This is a genomic window from Pseudomonas sp. Irchel 3H7, assembly GCF_900187605.1.
Classification (GTDB): domain Bacteria; phylum Pseudomonadota; class Gammaproteobacteria; order Pseudomonadales; family Pseudomonadaceae; genus Aquipseudomonas.
The window spans coordinates 38998-58812 of sequence record NZ_FYEA01000018.1 but is presented as its reverse complement, the minus strand read 5'-3'; the positions used below and the strand labels follow the sequence as shown (position 1 = coordinate 58812).

Annotated in this window: 18 protein-coding genes; 13 read left to right on the top strand and 5 right to left on the bottom strand. The window is 57.5% G+C overall.

Annotated elements, in window-relative coordinates; all coding sequences use genetic code 11:
- Nucleotides 1-65 precede the first annotated feature (65 nt).
- The 3 genes from CKW38_RS27210 to aroC are packed head-to-tail and all read right to left on the bottom strand — an operon-like array spanning nt 66 to nt 2957.
- The gene (locus CKW38_RS27210) at nt 66-692 is read right to left on the bottom strand and encodes a methylthioribulose 1-phosphate dehydratase (RefSeq protein WP_007914040.1); all 627 of its coding nucleotides are present in this window, start codon (nt 690-692) and stop codon (nt 66-68) included.
- Nucleotides 689-1834, bottom strand: coding sequence for an MFS transporter (locus CKW38_RS27205; RefSeq protein WP_007914038.1), 1146 nt, complete (start codon nt 1832-1834; stop codon nt 689-691). The genes CKW38_RS27210 and CKW38_RS27205 overlap by 4 nt, the downstream gene beginning before the upstream one ends.
- Before the next feature lie 31 nt (nt 1835-1865).
- Nucleotides 1866-2957 (bottom strand): chorismate synthase, encoded by a 1092-nt coding sequence (gene aroC / locus CKW38_RS27200; protein WP_007914036.1) that lies wholly within the window; start codon nt 2955-2957, stop codon nt 1866-1868.
- 130 nt (nt 2958-3087) lie between these two features.
- Here aroC and CKW38_RS27195 point away from each other — a divergent pair, with 130 nt between their 5' ends.
- Together CKW38_RS27195 and CKW38_RS27190 are read left to right on the top strand one after the other, a co-directional pair.
- On the top strand, nt 3088-4041 hold the full coding sequence (locus CKW38_RS27195; RefSeq protein WP_095114358.1) for an alpha/beta hydrolase: 954 nt from the start codon (nt 3088-3090) through the stop codon (nt 4039-4041).
- A gap of 99 nt (nt 4042-4140) precedes the next feature.
- A complete protein-coding gene (locus CKW38_RS27190; protein WP_007914033.1) occupies nt 4141-4932 on the top strand; it encodes a hypothetical protein in 792 nt (263 codons plus the stop codon).
- Nucleotides 4933-5025: 93 nt separating this feature from the next.
- Here the strand turns inward: CKW38_RS27190 and prmB are convergent, their stop codons facing one another.
- The gene (prmB, locus tag CKW38_RS27185) at nt 5026-5934 is read right to left on the bottom strand and encodes a 50S ribosomal protein L3 N(5)-glutamine methyltransferase (protein WP_007914027.1); all 909 of its coding nucleotides are present in this window, start codon (nt 5932-5934) and stop codon (nt 5026-5028) included.
- A gap of 239 nt (nt 5935-6173) precedes the next feature.
- Between prmB and CKW38_RS27180 the strand changes: the two genes are divergently transcribed.
- The 5 genes from CKW38_RS27180 (at nt 6174) to CKW38_RS27160 (ending at nt 8945) form a co-directional block, all read left to right on the top strand.
- Nucleotides 6174-6764 (top strand): cysteine hydrolase family protein, encoded by a 591-nt coding sequence (locus CKW38_RS27180; protein ID WP_007914026.1) that lies wholly within the window; start codon nt 6174-6176, stop codon nt 6762-6764.
- A gap of 130 nt (nt 6765-6894) precedes the next feature.
- Nucleotides 6895-7215, top strand: coding sequence for a hypothetical protein (locus tag CKW38_RS27175; protein WP_007914024.1), 321 nt, complete (start codon nt 6895-6897; stop codon nt 7213-7215).
- A gap of 74 nt (nt 7216-7289) precedes the next feature.
- The gene (locus tag CKW38_RS27170) at nt 7290-7847 is read left to right on the top strand and encodes a Smr/MutS family protein (protein WP_007914022.1); all 558 of its coding nucleotides are present in this window, start codon (nt 7290-7292) and stop codon (nt 7845-7847) included.
- A 77-nt stretch (nt 7848-7924) separates the two neighbouring features.
- Entirely contained in the window at nt 7925-8470 is a 546-nt protein-coding gene (gene folE, locus CKW38_RS27165) for a GTP cyclohydrolase I FolE (protein ID WP_003204506.1), read from the top strand.
- A gap of 103 nt (nt 8471-8573) precedes the next feature.
- Nucleotides 8574-8945 (top strand): glutathione S-transferase N-terminal domain-containing protein, encoded by a 372-nt coding sequence (locus CKW38_RS27160; protein WP_007914020.1) that lies wholly within the window; start codon nt 8574-8576, stop codon nt 8943-8945.
- Nucleotides 8946-9110: 165 nt separating this feature from the next.
- Here CKW38_RS27160 and CKW38_RS27155 read toward each other — a convergent pair whose 3' ends face one another.
- Nucleotides 9111-10277 carry a PLP-dependent aminotransferase family protein gene (locus CKW38_RS27155; RefSeq protein ID WP_095114347.1) on the bottom strand — a complete coding sequence of 389 codons (1167 nt, stop codon included), beginning with the start codon at nt 10275-10277 and terminating at the stop codon, nt 9111-9113.
- Nucleotides 10278-10359: 82 nt separating this feature from the next.
- On the opposite strand from CKW38_RS27155, the gene CKW38_RS27150 reads away from it, so the two are divergent.
- From CKW38_RS27150 to CKW38_RS30020, 6 genes are all read left to right on the top strand, one after another.
- Nucleotides 10360-10806 carry a MarR family winged helix-turn-helix transcriptional regulator gene (locus CKW38_RS27150; RefSeq protein ID WP_095114346.1) on the top strand — a complete coding sequence of 149 codons (447 nt, stop codon included), beginning with the start codon at nt 10360-10362 and terminating at the stop codon, nt 10804-10806.
- 290 nt (nt 10807-11096) lie between these two features.
- Nucleotides 11097-12446, top strand: coding sequence for an NCS2 family permease (locus tag CKW38_RS27145; RefSeq protein WP_007914003.1), 1350 nt, complete (start codon nt 11097-11099; stop codon nt 12444-12446).
- Nucleotides 12447-12536: 90 nt separating this feature from the next.
- On the top strand, nt 12537-13166 hold the full coding sequence (locus CKW38_RS27140) for a LysE family translocator (RefSeq protein WP_007914001.1): 630 nt from the start codon (nt 12537-12539) through the stop codon (nt 13164-13166).
- Between the two features lie 532 nt (nt 13167-13698).
- On the top strand, nt 13699-17247 hold the full coding sequence (locus CKW38_RS27135; protein ID WP_095114345.1) for a calcium-binding protein: 3549 nt from the start codon (nt 13699-13701) through the stop codon (nt 17245-17247).
- A 190-nt stretch (nt 17248-17437) separates the two neighbouring features.
- The gene (locus CKW38_RS27130) at nt 17438-17641 is read left to right on the top strand and encodes a hypothetical protein (protein WP_095114344.1); all 204 of its coding nucleotides are present in this window, start codon (nt 17438-17440) and stop codon (nt 17639-17641) included.
- A gap of 230 nt (nt 17642-17871) precedes the next feature.
- On the top strand, nt 17872-19722 hold the full coding sequence (locus CKW38_RS30020) for a hypothetical protein (RefSeq protein ID WP_141232690.1): 1851 nt from the start codon (nt 17872-17874) through the stop codon (nt 19720-19722).
- Nucleotides 19723-19815 lie beyond the last annotated feature (93 nt).

Sequence of the window (19815 nt, the reverse complement as noted above, 5' to 3'; positions counted from 1 at the left end):
GTCCGGTTCTTGCAGACCGGTCGGGCACAGCATTTCATCAGGCAAATGGACTACTTCTGGTGAAGTCAGCCTTGGCGGTTCATGACGCTGCGGGTTTTCAACTCGCATTCAAACAGAAATTCAAAGGCCTCGATCTGCCGCAGCGCGTCGCTCATCTGCGCGCCCCAGGTGTAGAGGCCGTGACCGCGAATCAGATAACCGACGCAATCAGGATGGGCGTCGAGCCAAGGCTGCACCTTGGCGGCGAGGCGCGCAATGTCCTGATCGTTGTCGAAAATCGGCACGCGCACTCGCGATTCGTGGGTCGAGATGCCGCTGAAGGCTTTTTGCAGTTCGTAATCTTCGAACTCGATAAATTCGTCCGGCGTCAGGCGCGACAACACCGTGGCGTTCACCGAATGGGTGTGCAGCACCGCGCCGATCTCTGGTCGCCAGCTGTAGAGTTGGGTGTGCAGCAAGGTTTCGGCAGAGGGCTTTTTGCCCGGTTCCAGGCTGTTGCCCGACAGATCGGTGGCGAGCACATCGTCCAGACCCAACTGGCCTTTGTGCTTGCCCGACACTGTCAGCAGCGCTTCGCTCGGCGACAGGCGCGTCGAGTAGTTGCTGCTGGTGGCCGGCGACCAGCCGCGACCATAGAGAAAGCGCCCGGCATCGACGATTTGCTGGGCGAGTTGTTCACGCGTAAGGCTCATGGCCTGTCCTCTTGCATACGTGTGGCAATGATAACGGCAGCAGCGAGCGCCGCGAGACTGGCAATACTAAAGGTCAATGTCGCGCCGAGGGCATTCCAGCTGTAACCGGAATACAACGCGCCGAGCGCACCGCCGGTACCGGCCAGTGCTGCGTACAACGCCTGGCCCTGCCCTTGCTGGCGCGCGCCGAAGCTACGTTGCACGAAGGCGATGGCAGCGGCGTGAAAACTGCCGAAGGTCGCTGCGTGCAGCACCTGCGCGAATAACAGCACCCACAGAAACTCGGCGAACGAACCTAGCAGCAACCAGCGCAGCGCCGCCAGCAGAAAACTCGCCATCAATACGCGGCGCAGGGAAAACCGCGCGAGAATCCGGCTCATCGCCATGAACATCAGCACTTCGGCGACGACACCCACGGCCCAGAGCATGCCGATGGTGCCGCGTGTGTAGCCGAGGCGCTCAAGGTGCAAGGTCAGAAAGGTGTAATACGGGCCGTGGCTCATCTGCATCAGCGCGACACAAGCGTAAAACGCCAGCACGCCGGGATTGCGCAGCTGTTTGAGAAACCCCTCGCCGTGCGGCCGATTGCCTTGCGGTGGTTGCGCGTTCGGCACCCACAGACTGCTGAGGACGATGCCGGCCATGATCAGCACCAGCGCCGCCGGGTAGATATCGAGACTCAGCCATTCGAACAGCCGGCCCAACGCAACCACGGTGATGATGAAACCGATCGAGCCCCACAGGCGGATCTGACTGTAACGCGAGGTCTGGCCCTGCAAATGCGCCAGCGTGATGACTTCGAACTGCGGCAGCACCGCGTGCCAGAAGAATGCGTGCAGCGCCATGACCATCGCCAGCCAGGCGTAGGTCTTGCTGACAAAAATCAACGAGAACGTCAGCAGCGTACACACTGCGCCAAAGCGCACGATGGCCAGGCGTCTACCGGTGTAATCACCGAGCCAGCCCCAGATGTTCGGCGCCACGCAGCGCATCAGCATCGGGATGGCAACCAGTTCACCGATTCGCGCCGGACTGAAGCCGAGGTGATCGAAATACAGCGCCAGAAACGGCGCCGTCGAACCGAGCAAGGCGAAATAGAACAGATAGAAACTGGACAGCCGCCAGTAAGGGAGCGCCGCCACGGTTATGCCGCGACGGCTTCAAGGCCTGCCATCAAAGCTGACCCAGCACCGGCGTGCTCACGCGCACATCGGCGTTCTGCCCACGATGACGCAGCAAGTGGTCCATCAGCACGATCGCCATCATCGCTTCGGCGATCGGCGTGGCGCGGATGCCGACGCACGGATCGTGACGGCCCTTGGTGATCACGTCGACCGGATTGCCGTGGATGTCGATCGAACGGCCCGGAGTGGTGATGCTCGATGTTGGCTTCAGCGCCAAATGGGCAACAATCGGCTGACCGGACGAGATACCGCCGAGGATGCCGCCCGCATTGTTGCTGAGGAAGCCTTCCGGGGTCATTTCATCGCGGTGTTCGGTACCGCGCTGGGCGACCGAGGCGAAACCGGCGCCGATTTCCACGCCTTTGACCGCGTTGATGCTCATCAGCGCATGGGCCAGTTCGGCGTCGAGACGGTCGAAAATCGGCTCGCCCAGGCCCGGCATCACGCCTTCGGCAACCACGGTGATCTTCGCCCCGACCGAGTCTTGGTCGCGGCGCAACTGGTCCATGTAGGCTTCCAGTTCCGGAACCTTGTCCGGATCCGGGCTGAAGAACGCGTTCTCCTCCACCGAGTCCCAGGTCTTGAACGGGATTTCGATCGGGCCGAGCTGGCTCATGTAGCCACGAATGACGATGCCCTGAGTTGCCAGATATTTCTTGGCGATCGCACCGGCGGCCACGCGCATCGCGGTTTCGCGCGCCGAACTGCGGCCACCGCCACGGTAGTCGCGCTCACCGTATTTGTGGTGGTAGGTGTAGTCAGCGTGGGCCGGGCGAAACAGATCCTTGATCGCCGAGTAGTCCTTGGACTTCTGGTCGGTGTTGCGGATCAGCAGGCCGATCGAGCAACCGGTGGTGCGCCCTTCGAACACGCCAGAGAGGATTTCGACTTCGTCGGCTTCCTGGCGCTGGGTGGTGTGGCGGCTGGTGCCCGGCTTGCGGCGATCGAGGTCGCGCTGCAGGTCTTCGAGGGAGATCTCCAGGCCCGGCGGGCAGCCGTCGACAATGGCGACCAACGCCGGACCATGGCTTTCGCCAGCGGTGGTGACAGTGAACAACTTGCCGTAGGTATTGCCGGACATGCAGGACGCTCCGTGAAATCAAACCCAAATTCGTGATGCGCGCCAGTATACGCAGGCTAACCGAGTAGTTCATCCTCGAACCTTAGTGGTGCTGGCGAGTCCAACCGGCACCTTGGCGAATGATGGCGTGATGATGCTGCGAGTTTTGATCTTGAGTCTTACCCTCTTTACGGGCTTTGCCCAAGCGACGGTCCTACAACGCCCGGTAACTTTGGATACCGGCACCGGTGAGCTTTTCGGTTCGCTGTTGCTGCCAAAATCCGACAGTCCGGTGCCGGTTGTCCTGATCATTTCTGGCTCGGGTCCTACGGATCGCGACGGAAACAACCCCGACGGCGGGCGTAATGACAGCTTGAAGCGCCTGGCGTGGGTGCTGGCCAAACACAACATCGCCAGCGTGCGTTACGACAAGCGCGGTGTTGCGGCGAGCCTGGCGGCGACCCCGGATGAGCGCAATTTGTCGGTGGAGGCCTATGCAGCAGATGCGGTGGCGTGGGGGCAAAAGCTCAAGGCCGATCCACGTTTCGGCAAGCTGATCCTGCTGGGCCACAGTGAGGGCGCGCTGATAGCCAGCCTCGCCGCGCCGAAAGTCGATGCGGCGGCGGTGATTTCCCTGTCCGGCAGCGCCCGACCGGTCGATCAGGTGATCCGCGAGCAATTGGCCCGCAGCCTGCCGCCACCGCTGATGCTGCGCAGTAACGAACTGCTCGACAGCCTCAAGGCCGGTCACACCGACGACAATGTGCCGCAGCCGTTGCAGGTGATTTTCCGCCCGAGCGTGCAGCCGTATCTGATTTCACTGTTCCGTCAGGATCCGGCGAAAGCCTTCGCGCAATTGCAGATGCCGGCACTGATTGTTCAGGGTAGCAATGACATGCAGGTCGGCGTTGGCGATGCGCAGGCGCTGAAAGCCGCTAAACCCGACGCCGAACTGGTGGTCATCGAAGGCATGAACCACGTCATGCGCATCGTGCACAACGACATGAAGCGGCAATTGGCCTCGTACAAGGACCCGAATTTGCCGCTGGCCGCAGAACTGGGCAGCAAAATCATCGAGTTTATTGACGGACTTCGCACCCGTTAACCGTTGTTTGCCCTCTAGTCCTGACAGAAACGGCCGATAAGCCTTTGTCGCCAGCGCAACCGCTGGCGACAAGCAGGGCTTGGACAGGATCTCGCCGTTATGACTGATACCCAGACTTCACCCGACACCACCGCTGAAAAAGACGCACCGCCAGCGGCCGAGCTGCCGTGGGCGGATGTCCATGTCGAGCACCACAAGATGCTCCGCCTGGCCCCGTTGCAAACCGACCGCAACACCGGCGGGCGGCCGTTGCGCTTCGTCGAATTTGGTTACGCCGAGCGCAACAGCAAAGAAAAAAGCCTGATGCGCATGGCAATCAAGCTGCCGAGTCAACGCGTTCGCAAAGAGCAGAATCATCTCGATGTGTGGGTCGATCACACCACCAAGCGCGTCAGCTTTGGCCCGGACAGCGGCTTGCAAATCGAACCGTTGAACCGTGGCATCGGCCGTTTCATGGCCGCACAAGGCATCAACTGGGCGAAAAAACGCTGGCCCGCCTACACCGTCGATGGCATGGACTTGAACAACAAGGACGCGCTGAATGAAGACACGCGCCTGCGTCGCGATCATTTCCTGCGGGTGCATGGTTTTGATGTGGTGTACGCCGATGCCCAGCACTTGAAGGGCAGCGTCAAGGATGTGTTGGTAGGTGATCTGCTCGGTGACTGGAACAGCGAAAAGCTGCAGATCGTCGAGATTCTCGAGGCGGCGCAGATGCTTCAGCAGGCCGAACAGAATCTGGCCGAGCAGGAAGTGAAGCTGAAGAAGCAGGAAGAGAAAGTCAGCAAGTTCAAGCGTGAAGACGCTGGTTTGCGTTTCACCATCACGTGTCTGGTGGCGTTTGCGGTGTTTCAGGCGGGGTTGCTGATCTGGATTGCCACGCACCGGTAGATCAAAAGATCGCAGCCTTCGGCAGCTCCTACACTGGAATGCGGTAATCCCTGTAGGAGCTGCCGAAGGCTGCGATCTTTTGCTTTTAACGGGTCAGACGCGGGAGGCGAACAGCGCCTGATGATCGCGGCACTGCTCCGCCGTCAACATGAACACGCCATGGCCACCACGCTCGAATTCGAGCCAGGCGAAATCGACTTCCGGGTACAGCGCGTCAACGTGCACCTGGCTGTTACCCACCTCGACAATCAACAAGCCCTTCTCGGTCAGGTGATCCGCCGCTTCGGCGAGCATGCGTCGAACCAGATTCAGACCATCATCGCCACAGGCCAGACCCAGCTCCGGTTCATGCTGATACTCATCCGGCATATCTGCGAAATCTTCTGCATCCACGTAAGGCGGATTCGACACGATCAAGTCGAAACGCTGCCCCGGCAAACCATCGAAACCATCGCCCTGCACGGTGTACACACGCTCATCGACGCCATGGCGCTCGATGTTCTGGTTGGCCACTTCCAACGCCTCGAAGGACAAATCGGCCAGCACCACTTCGGCGTTCTGGAACTCGTAGGCGCAGGCAATGCCGATGCAACCGGAACCGGTGCACAGGTCGAGAATCCGCGCCGGCTCGGTGCCGATCCACGGCGCAAAGTGATTTTCGATCAGTTCGCCAATCGGTGAACGCGGGATCAACACGCGCTCGTCAACAATGAACGACATACCGCAGAACCACGCCTCGCCCAACAGGTAAGCGGTCGGAATGCGTTCCTCGATACGACGCTTGAGCAGGCGTTGCAGATTGACCAACTCATCGTCTTCCAGCGCGCAATCGAGGTAGCTGTCGGCGATTTCCCATGGCAGGTGCAATGCACCGAGCACGAGTTGCCGGGCTTCGTCCCAGGCATTGTCGGTGCCATGGCCGAAAAACAGATCCTCCCCATGGAAGCGGCTGACGGCCCAACGGATGTGGTCGCGCAGGGTACGAAGTCGGGAAGTGATCACGGGGCAGAACTCCAGAAAAAACGACTGGCAATTCTACCAGCCAAAACGCCTGACGACGACGCAGGAAAAACATCGCGACGACGGTAGGAGTTTTCTGTTTTTTGCATCAGCTATTGAACAGAACGTGTAACTAGACAAGGCTGCAGGCCAATAACGACGGTGCCTACGATGGTAGCGATTCACAGAACCGCTCCGCCAGAGGACAATGTCGCAAAAGCCCCACCCCAAGGAGCCCCAGAATGTCCGTTCCAAAAACGATGTTTCAACTCAGCGGTCGCGGTTACGCAGCGGCCACACTGAGCCATGCCACCGTGGTCATCATCGATGCCCAGAAAGAATATCTCAGTGGCCCGCTGGCCCTGAGCGGCATGGACGCGGCCGTCGCGAACATCAAACAAGTGGTTGCCGCAGCCCGTGCAGCCGGTCGGCCGATCGTGCACGTGCGTCATCTCGGCACCGTCGGTGGCCTGTTCGACCCGCAGGGTGAACGCGGCGAATTCATCCCGGGCCTCGAGCCACAAGGTGATGAAACCATTATCGGCAAACTGCTGCCGAGCGCGTTCCATGGCACCGAGTTGCTGGACCGTCTGCAAAACCTTGGCTCGCTGGACTTGATCGTCTGCGGTTTCATGAGCCATTCCAGCGTCAGCACCACCGTGCGTGCAGCAAAAAACCTGGGGTTCCGCTGCACCCTGGTGGAAGACGCCTGCGCGACCCGCGACTTGCCGTTCAAGGGCCGCGTGCTCAGCGCCGCCGTGGTGCAGGAAGCTGAAATGGCGATCATGGCGGACAACTTTGCCACCCTCGCGTTGACTCAAGACCTGATCTGATCTGCTTTGATGAGCGGCTCAGCACGCCGCTCATCCGCAAATTCCTCTCATTTGCCGCAAATGCCATAGCCTCAGGAACAACCCGGTCAACTCCCGGTCGAAGGGCCGATACCCATTGAGGAAGGTCGGAATGAAGTTATCCGATGGATTTGACGCACGCCGCTTGCGGCCCAAAGGCCAAAGCAACTGGCGTTTTCGATTTGGCGCGGCGATCGCGGCCATTCTGGCCACGTTCGGCGTGCTGCTGGCGATGGCCGGAGCAGCCAGCCTGCTCGGGCGCCCACCGGCACTCGGTGACTTGAACGCTACGCCGATGGGCTCGGCGATCATTCTGGCAGTCGGTTTGCTGTTTCTGTATTTCGGTGTCGCCCTGTGGCGTCGCTGCCGCCGTCGCGCACGGCAATCGCGGGAACTGAACATGTCCCCGCACCTGATGAAAAAACACGACTGACTCACCGGCCTGGCTTTTTGCCGGGCCGTTTTGTTTCGACTTGGGTAAACTGGCCGCCCTTCGCGGAGGCTGACATGCAAGACGACGATTTTTCCCTGTTCAAAAGTGCGATCCAAGGCGTCAAGCCGATCAAGCACGATCGCGCCGACACCGGTAAACCCAAGGCTGACCGCGCTCAGATCGCCAAGCTGCGCCAGTCCGCCACCGTGCGCACCGATACCGCGACCGTCGATGGGTTGTCCGATCAGTTTGTGATTGATGTCGGCCCGGAAGACGAATTGATGTGGTCGCGCGACGGCGTGCAGGAAAGTCAGATGCGCAAGCTCAAGGTCGGGCAGATCCCGTTCGAAGGCAGTCTCGACCTGCATGGCATGAGCGTGGAAAAGGCACGCGAGACCTTGTGGGCTTTTCTTGCCGAAGCGACCAAGTTCGAAATTCGCTGCGTGCGCGTTACCCACGGCAAGGCTGTACGCCTGGACGGCAAGCGACCAATGATCAAAAGCCACGTCAACACCTGGTTGCGCCAGCATGCCCAAGTGCTGGGTTTCTGCTCGTGCCAAGCCAGACACGGCGGTGCCGGCGCGGTTTATGTGATGCTCAAACGCACCATGATGGAAGGCCGCGACGAATAATCCCGTTACACCGAACTTGCAGGGTTGTGTCCGCCACCGTACCCTTGCCCTTTGCGAAAATCCCCACAGGTAGTTTCATGTCCCTGGAACAGAATTACACCGCGATTCTCGGCCAATTGGGCGAGGACGTGTCCCGCGAGGGCCTGCTCGACACGCCAAAGCGTGCCGCCAAAGCCATGCAGTACCTCTGCCGCGGTTATGAACAGACGCTCGAAGAGGTCACCAACGGTGCCCTGTTCAGCTCCGACAACAGCGAAATGGTGCTGGTCAAGGACATCGAGTTGTACTCGTTGTGCGAACACCACCTGCTGCCGTTCATCGGCAAGGCACACGTCGCCTACATCCCGAGCGGCAAAGTGCTGGGCCTGTCGAAGGTCGCGCGGATCGTCGACATGTACGCCCGTCGCCTGCAGATCCAGGAAAACCTCAGCCGTCAGATCGCCGATGCTGTCCAGCAAGTGACTGGCGCGTTGGGTGTGGCCGTGGTGATCGAGGCCAAGCACATGTGCATGATGATGCGCGGTGTCGAGAAGCAGAATTCGTCGATGATCACTTCGGTGATGCTCGGTGAGTTCCGTGAAAACGCCGCGACCCGCAGCGAATTCCTCAGCCTCATCAAGTAATTTGCGCCACGAAGAAAACCGGCACTCATCGCCGGTTTTTTTTCGTCCGTGAAAAATCGGGTAAGCTGCGCGCCTTCTCAATTTGCACCGTGAGGCTTTAAACGTGTTCGTCAAAGCACTTCGTGTCGGCCTCGGCCAACTGGTTATCTTCATCGACTTCATCACCCGCCCGGGCAAGAAACAGCGTCCTGCCGAAACTCAGGCCCAGGTCAACGCCGCCGCGAAAGGCCTGACCCTGTATCAGTTCCATGCTTGCCCGTTCTGCGTGAAAACCCGCCGCACGCTGCGTCGCCTGAATGTGCCGGTGGCGCTGAAGGATGCGAAAAACAATGAGCAGGATCGTCAGACGCTGCTGGATCAGGGCGGCCGGATCAAGGTGCCTTGCCTGCGGATTGAAGAGAATGGCCAGACCACCTGGATGTATGAATCCAAGGTGATTATTGATTATCTGGACAAGCGCTTTGCTGCTGTCTGAGATTATGTGGTGATGCTGATGGCCTCATCGCTGGCAAGCCAGCTCCCACAGGTTTTGTGAACGCCACAGATCACTGTGGGAGCTGGCTTGCCAGCGATTAGGCCCTCTCAGCCACCGCAAATCCCAGTCAAAAATAAACCGGCCCTTGAGCCGGTTTATTTGTTTTCAGGCCGCTTTCTCTAGCTGCGCCCGACGTACCACCGCCGCCAGTCGCTTCAAACCTTCATCCAGCCTCGCCGGATCGATATGGCTGAAATTCAAGCGCAAATGCCCATGATGGTTATCCGGCTCCGGAAAGAACGGCTCCCCCGGCATGAACGCCACGTCATTGGCCAACGCCTCATTGAGCAACGTTCGCGTGTCCAGCGGTTGCTTCAGTTTCAGCCAGAAAAACAGCCCGCCCTGCGGCATGTTCCAATGCGCCAGATCAGAAAAGTGCATTTCCAGCGCTGCTTGGAAAGCATCGCGCCGCTGCCGATAGAAGCCGCGCAACTCACTCAAATGCCGCTGATACTTTTCAGTACCGATCCACTGCAACGCCTGCCACTGACCGATGCGATTGGTGTGCAAATCTGCCGATTGCTTGAGCTTGAGCAGGTGCGGAAACAGATCCTTGCTGGCGATCAGATAGCCGACGCGCAGCCCCGGCAGCAATGTTTTCGAAACCGTACCGGTGTAGATCCAACTGGATTTTTTCAGACGTCCAGCGATCGGTTTGGCGCTGCCGCCATCGAACGTCAGCTCGCGGTAGGGTTCGTCTTCGATCAGAGTGACGCCGAACTCGTCGAGCAATGCCGCCACGGCTGCACGCTTGGCTTCGCTGTGGCGCACGGCGGACGGGTTCTGGAACGTCGGAATCAAGTAGATGAACGCCGGACGATGCTGCTCCAGACGCTCGCGCAGTTGCGCCAGGTTCGGCCCATCAGACTCTTGCGGCACGGTCAGGCAATCGGCGCCGAACAGTTGGAAGATTTGCAACGCGGCCAGATAGGTCGGCGCTTCGAGCAGAATTTCCGTGCCTTTGTCGATGTACAGCTTGGCCGCCAGATCGAGGGTCTGCTGGGAGCCGCTGACCACCAGCACCTGACTGGCCTCGCACTCCAGGCCCAGCGCCCTCGCCTGCGCCGCCAACGCTTCGCGCAACGCCGGCTCGCCTTCGCTCATGCCGTATTGGCCGAGCGCCAGCGGCATGTCCGCCCACTCGACCTTCGGCAGCATGGCTTCGGCCGGCAAGCCACCGGCGAACGACATCACCTCAGGACGCTGGGCAGCGGCGAGGATTTCACGAATCAAAGAACTTTTAAGGCGCGAGACACGTTCGGAAAAAGCCATGGCGGTCACCGGTAGCAAGGGATGCAAAAAATAAGTCAAACTGGTTGACTGAAATTACGACAGCCTGAGCGAGTACGTCAACATGCTTGACCTTAAAAACCCTGCAAGCCAACAACAGGCCATGGAAGCGTTTTTCTTCGGCTACCAGGCGTTCACCGCCAAAGCTGATGAAATGCTGGAACGCCGTGGCTTGTCGCGGGTGCATCAGCGCATTGTGTTTTTCATCGCGCGCTATCCGAATTTGAGCGTGAAAGAGCTGCTGGCCTTGCTCGGTGTGAGCAAGCAAGCGCTGAACATGCCGCTGCGGCAGTTGCAGGAAATGCATCTGGTGGACAGCGTCGCCTCGGAGACTGACAAGCGTAAGCGCCTGCTGGAGTTGACGGCGGAAGGCGCGAAGTTCGAGCAGGCGTTGCGCCGTGAGCAGGTGAAGTTGCTGGAGCGGGTATTTGCCGAGGCCGGGGAAGCGGCGGTGAATGGATGGTTGGCGGTGAATCTGGCATTGGGGAAAACTCAGACGGCTCTCGATTGAATGAGAATACCTCTTCGCGAGCAGGCTCGTTCCCACAGGGGGACGCATTCCAATGGGGGAGCGAGCTTGCTCGCGCAGGGGCCGGCATAGGCGATATATCCCTATTGACGGAACTTTCGTAAACAAAACCAAAAACAATATTTGCTTTATTTGTACACAAAAGCATAATCCACAGCGTGCGAGTTCCTGACCGCATGGTCAACAAATTCGCGTAAGCCTCAAAGGGCCGCTGCCACCCCTCATGGGTCCGGCCCTGGAAATAACAATAAAACTCTTGAGGAGTACTCGCTGTGGAAAGCCGCAAATCCGAAGCATCGACGCTGGACCTCTCGCCGCCATTACGCAGTGGCTTGCTGGAACGTCTGTTTAAACTCAGCTTGCATGGCACCACGGTGAAGACCGAGCTGATTGCCGGTCTGACAACCTTCATCACCATGGCTTACATCATCTTCGTCAACCCGAACATCATGGCCGATGCCGGGATCGATCACGGTGCAGCCTTCGTCGCCACCTGTATCGCCGCGGCATTGGGCTGCCTGTTGATGGGCCTGTACGCCAACTGGCCGGTGGGTCTGGCGCCGGGCATGGGCCTCAACGCCTTCTTCACTTACACCGTGGTCGGTACCATGGGCTACAACTGGGAAACCGCGCTGGGTGCGGTGTTCGTCTCCGGTGTGCTGTTCATGATCCTGACTTTCTCGCGGATTCGTGAGTGGCTGCTCAACAGCATTCCGGTCAGCCTGCGCTTTGCGATGGGTGCCGGTGTCGGTCTGTTCCTCGGTCTGATCGGTCTGAAAACCGCCGGGATCGTCGTCGATAGTCCGGCGACCCTGATCAAACTCGGCTCCCTGCGTGAACCTGGTCCGCTGCTCGCGGCCATCTGCTTCCTGATGATTGCGATCCTCAGCTACCACCGCGTGTTCGGTGCGATCCTCATCAGCATCATCACCGTGACCCTGGCCGGCTGGGGCCTGGGCATCGTTCACTATGAAGGCATCATGTCGACCCCGCCGAGCCTGGCGCCGACCTTCATGGCGATGAACGTGGCCGGCGTGTTCAACGTCAGCATGATCAGCGTCGTACTGGCTTTCCTCTTTGTGCACATGTTCGACACCGCCGGCACGTTGATGGGCGTTGCCCAGCGCGCCAATCTGGTGAACGCCGACGGCCGTATCGAAAACCTCTCCCGCGCGATGAAAGCCGACAGTGCTTCCAGCGTCTTCGGCGCCGTGGTCGGTGTCCCGCCCGTCACAAGTTACGTAGAAAGTGCCGCCGGTGTGGCCGCTGGTGGTCGGACTGGTCTTACCGCAGTTACCGTAGGTGTGCTATTTATAGCAGCGATGTTTTTCGCACCGCTGGCCGGCATGATTCCCGCTTACGCCACCGCCGGTGCACTGATCTATGTAGCGATGCTGATGATGGGCGGCATGGCCCACATCGAATGGGATGAAGCCACTGACGCCATTCCGGCCATCGTCACTGCGATCATGATGCCACTGACCTTCTCGGTCGCCGATGGCATCGCGCTGGGCTTCATCACCTACGTGGCGTTGAAGGCCGGTACCGGCAAGTACAAGGAAATTTCCGTGAGCCTGTGGGTGCTCTGCGCGATCTTCATCGCCAAGTTCATCTTCTTGTAAGCGTCACGCGGTTCAAGCTTCAACACAGCCTCACCCTGACCGGTGGGGCTTTTGCACATTCTTGAGTACAACAAAAAAAGGAGGAAAGTGATGAGTCTGGAAACCTGGCTGCTGTTCAGCGGCGCTGCGCTGGTGGTGATCCTGATTCCGGGGCCACTGTCGTTGTTGATGATCAGCAACAGTCTGAACTATGGGTTGCGCCGCTCGTATCCGGCATTTCTCGGCGGCGTCAGCGCTTCAATCTGCCTGCTCAGCGCCTCGGCCCTGGGACTTGGTGCATTGTTGCTCGCGTCGGAAAAACTCTTCAGCGCCCTGAAGATCGTTGGTGCCCTGTACCTGTTCTACCTCGCCTGGCAGAGCTGGCAGCAATCGCGTCAGCCCTCGGTCGGCGCCGAAGTACCACAAGCAGCGCCGGTGCCACGTTTTCGCACGCTGTTCGGCCGCGCTTTTGTGCTGGGCGCAAGCAACCCGAAAGACATCCTGTTCTTCGCCGCATTCCTGCCGCAGTTCCTCAACGCCGAACAACCGTTCCTTGCGCAGTTGCTGGTGATGATCGCAACCTGGACAGTGCTCGATCTACTCTGCAAGCTGGCCTACGGACTGGGTGCCCATGGCGCTGCCCGTTATCTGCGCAGTGGTAAAGGCCAGAGCTGGTTCAACCGGATCAGTGCCGGTTTGTTTGGCGGTGCCGGCGCGGCGTCCTTGCTTAGTAGCCACTGAAACGCTGGCGGGCTCATTCTCACTGAATCAGCCCGCCGTGTTACACGCAGCCTGGAGAATCGCTCTCCTCCAGTTACGTTAAACGTATTGCCTCGTTTGCCTTCGCTTCAAGACATATATACCGCACGCGGCCACTGACTTTTCCGCCCCCCCTGACTGCCGAGTTCACTCGGCGCCACGTTGCAACATCCGGCTTTCATGGATGCCGATTCAACAAGTCTGTTTAAAAATCCCGCTGGCGTCAGGTCGCTGTCGCCACTTGTGTACCCTGTCTGCGAAACAAAAAGTTACTGCGTCAACCCGACGACAAGGTCGTATCACGATGGCGACTTGATTTTTTAGTGTGTTCTGGATGGAAAACAACAAGTAACTCTCATTTGAAACAAGAAGATTCATAATTATTCAAACCGCTGACTTCCTTTCACTTATTTAATTGCAACACATCAGCTCTTTACTCGCACTACATGAAGTTATATCTCTATCTGCAACGTTGCCCTGCATGCTGCAGACTATATTGAACAAGGATGTTTCAATGTTAAAACCCATACCGGTTAAAAGCCACTATGCCCAGTTTGACACCTTCGAAGTGTTGGACATCGGCGTGCAAACCAATGAACGCACCGCCGAGACAATCGACTTCGAAGCGACGGGCGCCGATGATGCGGGAAAGACGCCTGCCTCGACTGGCCAACGAAAGCCCGGTCAGCTCAAGATGCTCGACGAGCTGTTCGGACCGTTCAAAATAGGTTCATACACAGTGACACGCCGAGCGCTGGATGCTATGGGAGCGACCATCGATGGCCAGCCGCTAACCGGTCATAACACCCAGTTCCGCCGGCCAAGTCGATCGTTCGTCAACGCCCTGCAACTCAGTTATGCCGCCATCGAACAGCGCATGAAAGTCTCCACCTTCGGTGATGACTATTTGCTGCCTTCCTTTTTGTTCGAACTAGCCAGTCTGCGTCCTTCCACTGCCCTTCCGGTCATCAGCGAAGACATCGGGACAAGTGTCGAGGATGGCGGATACGCGAAAAAAATGGCTCGCCTGTTGAAATCGGCGCAGACCCTCGATTTGCACTTGGTCTATTCAAGCAAGCGCAGCAATCCGGACTGGCTCATCATCAAGAACCATTCCATGATCGGCGCCAGTGTCGGCATTCAGGCTTTTGGCATATTCATGGGAATTCGCGGCATTTACGATGCCGTGAAGAATAATGATCAGGATGAAATCATTTTCAACGGCATCGGGATCGGCACCGAGGTGGCCTCGATTATCACCGACGTAGCTGTGACCAAAGTCGGCCAGCGCATGATCGAGGCAGGCAGTGGCGCCTTGAGCGACTTCACCAAAACCCGTGCCGGGATCCGCCTGGGTCGTTCCGGCGGACTCATTGGCGGTGCACTGACATTACCGTTCGATATCTACAGCGCCGTCAGAGAATTCAACGCCGCCAGCAATAAAACCGGCAAAGAGGCCATGGATCATTACGTCAGCGGCGGTTTGAACATTGCCAGTGCCGCTATGACCGTCATTCTCGGCAGTGCCGCCATGGCCGGTTTTTCCTTCGCCGGCCCGGTCGGCCTCGCGGCGGGTGCGCTGATGGCAATAGGATCGCAGGTCTACGGTGCCGTACGCATGGTGGATGAAATCGATGACTACATCGAACTCACCGTTGAAGAGCGCTGGCGCACCGGATGGTTTTCCTTTCTGCCATTGAAGGACATAGACCAGGACATCAAAAATCGTTACGAACTGGCCAAAGCCAAAATCGAAACCGCCAAACGAATGCAAGCGAGCGCCAGCCAGATACTCAACGAGACGCAGAAGGACACCATCGAAGCCGTCGTGCATGGCCGTTATGAAGACCGCCTGACGAAAAGACGCAAGCGCGTAAAACACTGGTGGGGAGTCGAAACCATGCCGATTGACTACGTCCCTGAAGTAGTCGGTCTTGACGATACCATTGACGCTCGCGACGGCGTAACGGCTCAAACCCCTGGTGCCGTGTTGGGAACGCCGGGGAAAACCAAAGGCATTTTGTGGCTGATCGGTAGTGGCAAAGACACCATCACCGGTGTCGCGGAAAAGCCTAATGCCTTTTATTACACGGAAGGCATAAAGGATCTCACGGGGGGCGACAAAGATGACAGGTTCACTGCCCAGGATGCGGCGGATGACCTGGCAAGATATATCGAAAGCAGTGAATTTTCCCGACTCGACGGCGGTGCCGGCAGCGACACTTTGATATTGGATGGCAACCAGTCGCATCCGATCACCGGCCGTGGCTACGCCATCGATCTGGCGGCGGGCACCTTGCGCATCTATACGCCGAACCCGGATGCGTCTGTAGTGGATGGCGAGACGTACTCGCTCAAGACACTACTCGAAAGCGTTGAAAACGTTCAGACGCTGCAAAACGGAAGAAGCATTGTCACGGGCACCGCAGCACCTAACGTGATTTCCTCAAGAGGCGCAGACACCATTAATGCTGGCGCCGGTAACGACTCGATTTATATGTACAAGGCAAACGCCACCGCATTCGGTGAATCGGGAGTGGATTTTTATCACGTGGAATTGGCGGAGGGTTCAGTTCTCATCTCGGAAGATGGTGTAGACGAAAGCAAGATATCGCTGGGCTGGCGAATGGACCAGATCGAGAAATGGGAGGTGGACAGATGCCGTCTTTCCATCGAAGTGAGCTTCGACTTTCATTACGGTCGCCGAAGCAAAATAGTCATCGATAACGTGTACAAAAAAACCGACGGGCGTCGGGTTTTGCACAATGACAAATTAATAATCATTACTCGCGATGGATATCACCTGAAACCGGATCTGCCCAAAACAATCGAACACGACCATCCCGTCAAGATACACACAGAAAAAACCAAAGGGGGACGCCCTGAACCAACGACCTTTGTCCACGCAACAGTGTGCAATGTACCCACCCGACAAAACACCCACTATTACGTTCAGCGCTACAACCTGCACACTCAATTCATAACCGGCAGCTCCGCCGATTCCAATTACGGCACGCGCATCTTTCTTGATTACGACTATGCCGAAATGACCAGTGCACATGTTGCTTTTGCCACCACCCCCGCCATTTTGATGAACGAAGCGGCGGACAAAGACAAGGTCAATGTCTCGTGTGATTTTCTGTTCTACTTCGGCAAGAGCCTGTTGCAGATCGCCGGCGTCGGCCAGTATTCAGAAACAACACTCGATGCTGCCCTGAAAAACCTCGCAGCCAGCGTCTCTACCCATGGCTATCAGCTGGTATTTCGCGATGGAAAATCCCATACGCTGATCCTGGAGAAAGAGTACGCCGTACCTCCGGCACACTATAAACACAGCGTTGTCGCCAATACACTGACCAGTCATGACTTGCGTTTCCCGCTGAGAACCCACGACAAAGCGGTTTTCGAATTACCCGTATCCCTCACGGAGAAACTGGATCACGTTTCTTCCTGTGTCAGGTTCTTGCCTTTAACCGAACAAACTGCAATCGAAAACTTTGCGGGTGCAGGTGCCACCTATACGATGCATTTGCGCGAAAACAGGGTGATACGGATTTCGACGCCGGGCGGCCTGGCAACTGCCAAAGTTCGGTTGAACAACTCATCCACCTGGCAAATCGATGCGACGCAAATCAAAGACTTCAAGATCGTATTGTCCGGCAATCAGCTGTACATCGGAACGGTCACTCTGCATCTACCGCAGTACGGTCCTGACGATCTGATTGATCAGATTTTTGTCATCGGACCAAAAGGCGTGATACATACCGTAGACCTGACTTTCGACCGGATTTATATCGACAGCCTCGACGCCAGATATTTTGAACCGCCTACGATGGAAGATTTGCCCGAGGAATTTTCCGCGCTTGCTCAACGTGAACTGTACGTGCGCAACATTGCATTGAGCGACGGTACTCGAGGCAGATTGAAGTACAACCTGGCGAACCGTAAATGGATTCTGGACAGTAACAAATCTCGGCAAATAACTTATTCGCAGCTGGAAATTTTCAATCGTTGCAACCATAAGTCAAAGCGGGTGCCGCCACTGTCACTGCCCGATAATTGACCACTGGCCAAACGACGTCAGCGCCTGAATAAACCGGCCCTCGGGCCGGTTTATTGTTTTCAGGCTGCGTTTTCCAGCAGCACCCGCCGCGCGCAATACACAGCAACAACCCGTTGATATACAGCGTTCAAAAATCGATCGTATTATCACGCCTCGCCTGACAAAAACCTGCCAGAACAAGGAAGTTCAGATGGCCATCACCGTACGCAAAGCGTCATTGGCAACAGCAAAAATTACTGACGCCGTCGTCATCACAGATATGCGCTTTGAAAGCGATGAGCACAATGCTTCGACCATTGATCGCAAACACAGCACTGATGAAACAACGAGCAAAAAAACCAAAAGCAAAGTAGATCAGTTGAAGCTCGCCGACTCAGTGTTCGGTCCGCTGTAACCATCAAGATCTCACCCTCTTCACGCCGCCGCCCTTGATGCATAGGCCTGCAACTTTGCACGCCGTACATCAGGCAAACCCGAAAACATGCGCGCGCAACGAAGTGTAAGTCATCGAACCTCTCCATCGTTTTCCCAACCTGGATTTTCCGGGATGCAGACGAGTGCACCTGAAAAATGCGGCGAGGCACTTCCGTGCGTTACGCATCATCCCTCAATGAGTAATTTCACATGGCGAAACCACCCAAGAAAGTTCCGGTGACAGCACCAGCCGATACAACTGTTACAACAAGACCTGCGCAGCCAGGCTCGGGCACCCGCGTCACCCCAACCTTGCCCGACACCCCATTGTCTGGCGTCGATTCAACCAGCGGGGCACACGCCACTGGCACCTCCACCCATCGACCGCCCGCCGTCATCGTCAACGAAATACCCGACACTTACCGGACCGCCCGCAGTGCAATTGCCTGGCCTCAGGACCGATTGCACGAACTGACGCCGATTGGAGAAAATACCGGCTTGTTCACCGGACCGGATCAGCGGACCTACGCACAAATCGGCAGCGAAGGCCGGTTCGTCGTCGAACGGGATTTGCAGGGCAATTATTACGTTCCTCTGACCTTTGCGCCCGGTGTTCCCGGGCCAGTACTGACCAGGACAGAAGGCCAGTCCAGTTGGCTTATCCAGCGCCCTGGCTGGCAATCGACAGCGTCTCGGACCGAAACACCTGTCACCCCGCCCCCCCTCTCCTACCTTGCGCCCGAAGACGCAAATACACTGACCCGTGCAGAGCTTTCAGCGCATGCACTGCGTTACAACAAGCTCAACCATACCTTCGTCGATACGGCAGAAGGTACGGTCATGGTCCGTAAAAACCAACAAGGTGAGTATCAACTGGCCTCGCCGACGAGCAGGGAATCTCCCGATATTTTTTTTGAACAGATTCCCGGAACAGTACTCTGGCGCCGCAAGAGCCCGAACTCACCCACCAAAGAAAATCCTGTTGCCGGCACGTCTCGACCGATTGCCGAACCGGACGAAGCGCGACCAGGCCCAAGCAAACGACCACGGCTCGACGCACCTGTAGATCCAGTTCTGCCAATGCGCCTTGACGCGAGCGCCCCGACCGAGCAAACACCGCTTTTCTGGCTACCGTGGGGCCATCTGAACAAACCACCGCTGGTGGAGTCCGTGCAACTCGGCTGGTTTCATTATCCGATTGTGCCTGTCGGCTCCAACCGCACACCCAAAGTCTACTTTGTCCAACATCCAGACTTTACGCCTGCAGGCTTCGAGGCGTTCGACCAAATGCTCTATACAGCGCCCTTGTTGCAGCCCGTTGCAACGTTTCGCCTAGGTAACGATCCCGGAGAAATAAACCCCGGTAAACGTTTTTTTAATGAACCGATATCGCGGTCGGTTGCCAAGGCATTTCCCGACTTTTCTGATGCCACTGCACATGCCGTCGCCAAGAGATTGTTTGAACTCGCGGACAACTCACCTGTGATTACCGGCACCGGACTGATCAATATTCAGGCCGTCTTGCATCAGTGGAAGCAACGGCCGTTTCCCACGACACCAGCGTACGCCGACCCGCTAAACATGCTGAAGGTGGCACCCTCCATTGATCGCGACGGAAAAAAAATCATCCGGATGCCCTCCCAGGTCGACGGCGAGCTGCAACGGCTCAATTTCGATCCAACACGTTTTCCCGTCGAATGGAATCACTACAAAACCTATCCGACAGATCTGAACCTCAGGCGTCTGATTGGCGCCTTGCTGGTACGCAGCGGCTACGACGTCTTTCCTCTGACTTATGAGCATCGCATGCCCACTCTGGTTTTCCGGCGCAACTCCCATGACCAGATCTATTTCCTGAAACTGGGCGCAGTGGAACATGTCGGCTTTTCCCACACCCCAGGCAATGAGCTGGCAGACCCGAGCTTGCCGGCCAGGATTGGCACCGACGCGTTGCAAGCCCTGACAACCGCCACGGCACAGAACAAAGTAGTGTGGCTGATCGGTGGCGTATTGAGGGTGCAGTCGAATCCCGAAACCGTGTTCATTTTCAGAGAGCGGTAAAGGCCGATGCGAAACTCTCGTCGGCAGCGCGTCGATGAGAGTTTTTTACACATCCGACGGATTGCGCAACATCCTGCGGCAAATGCTGGCAGG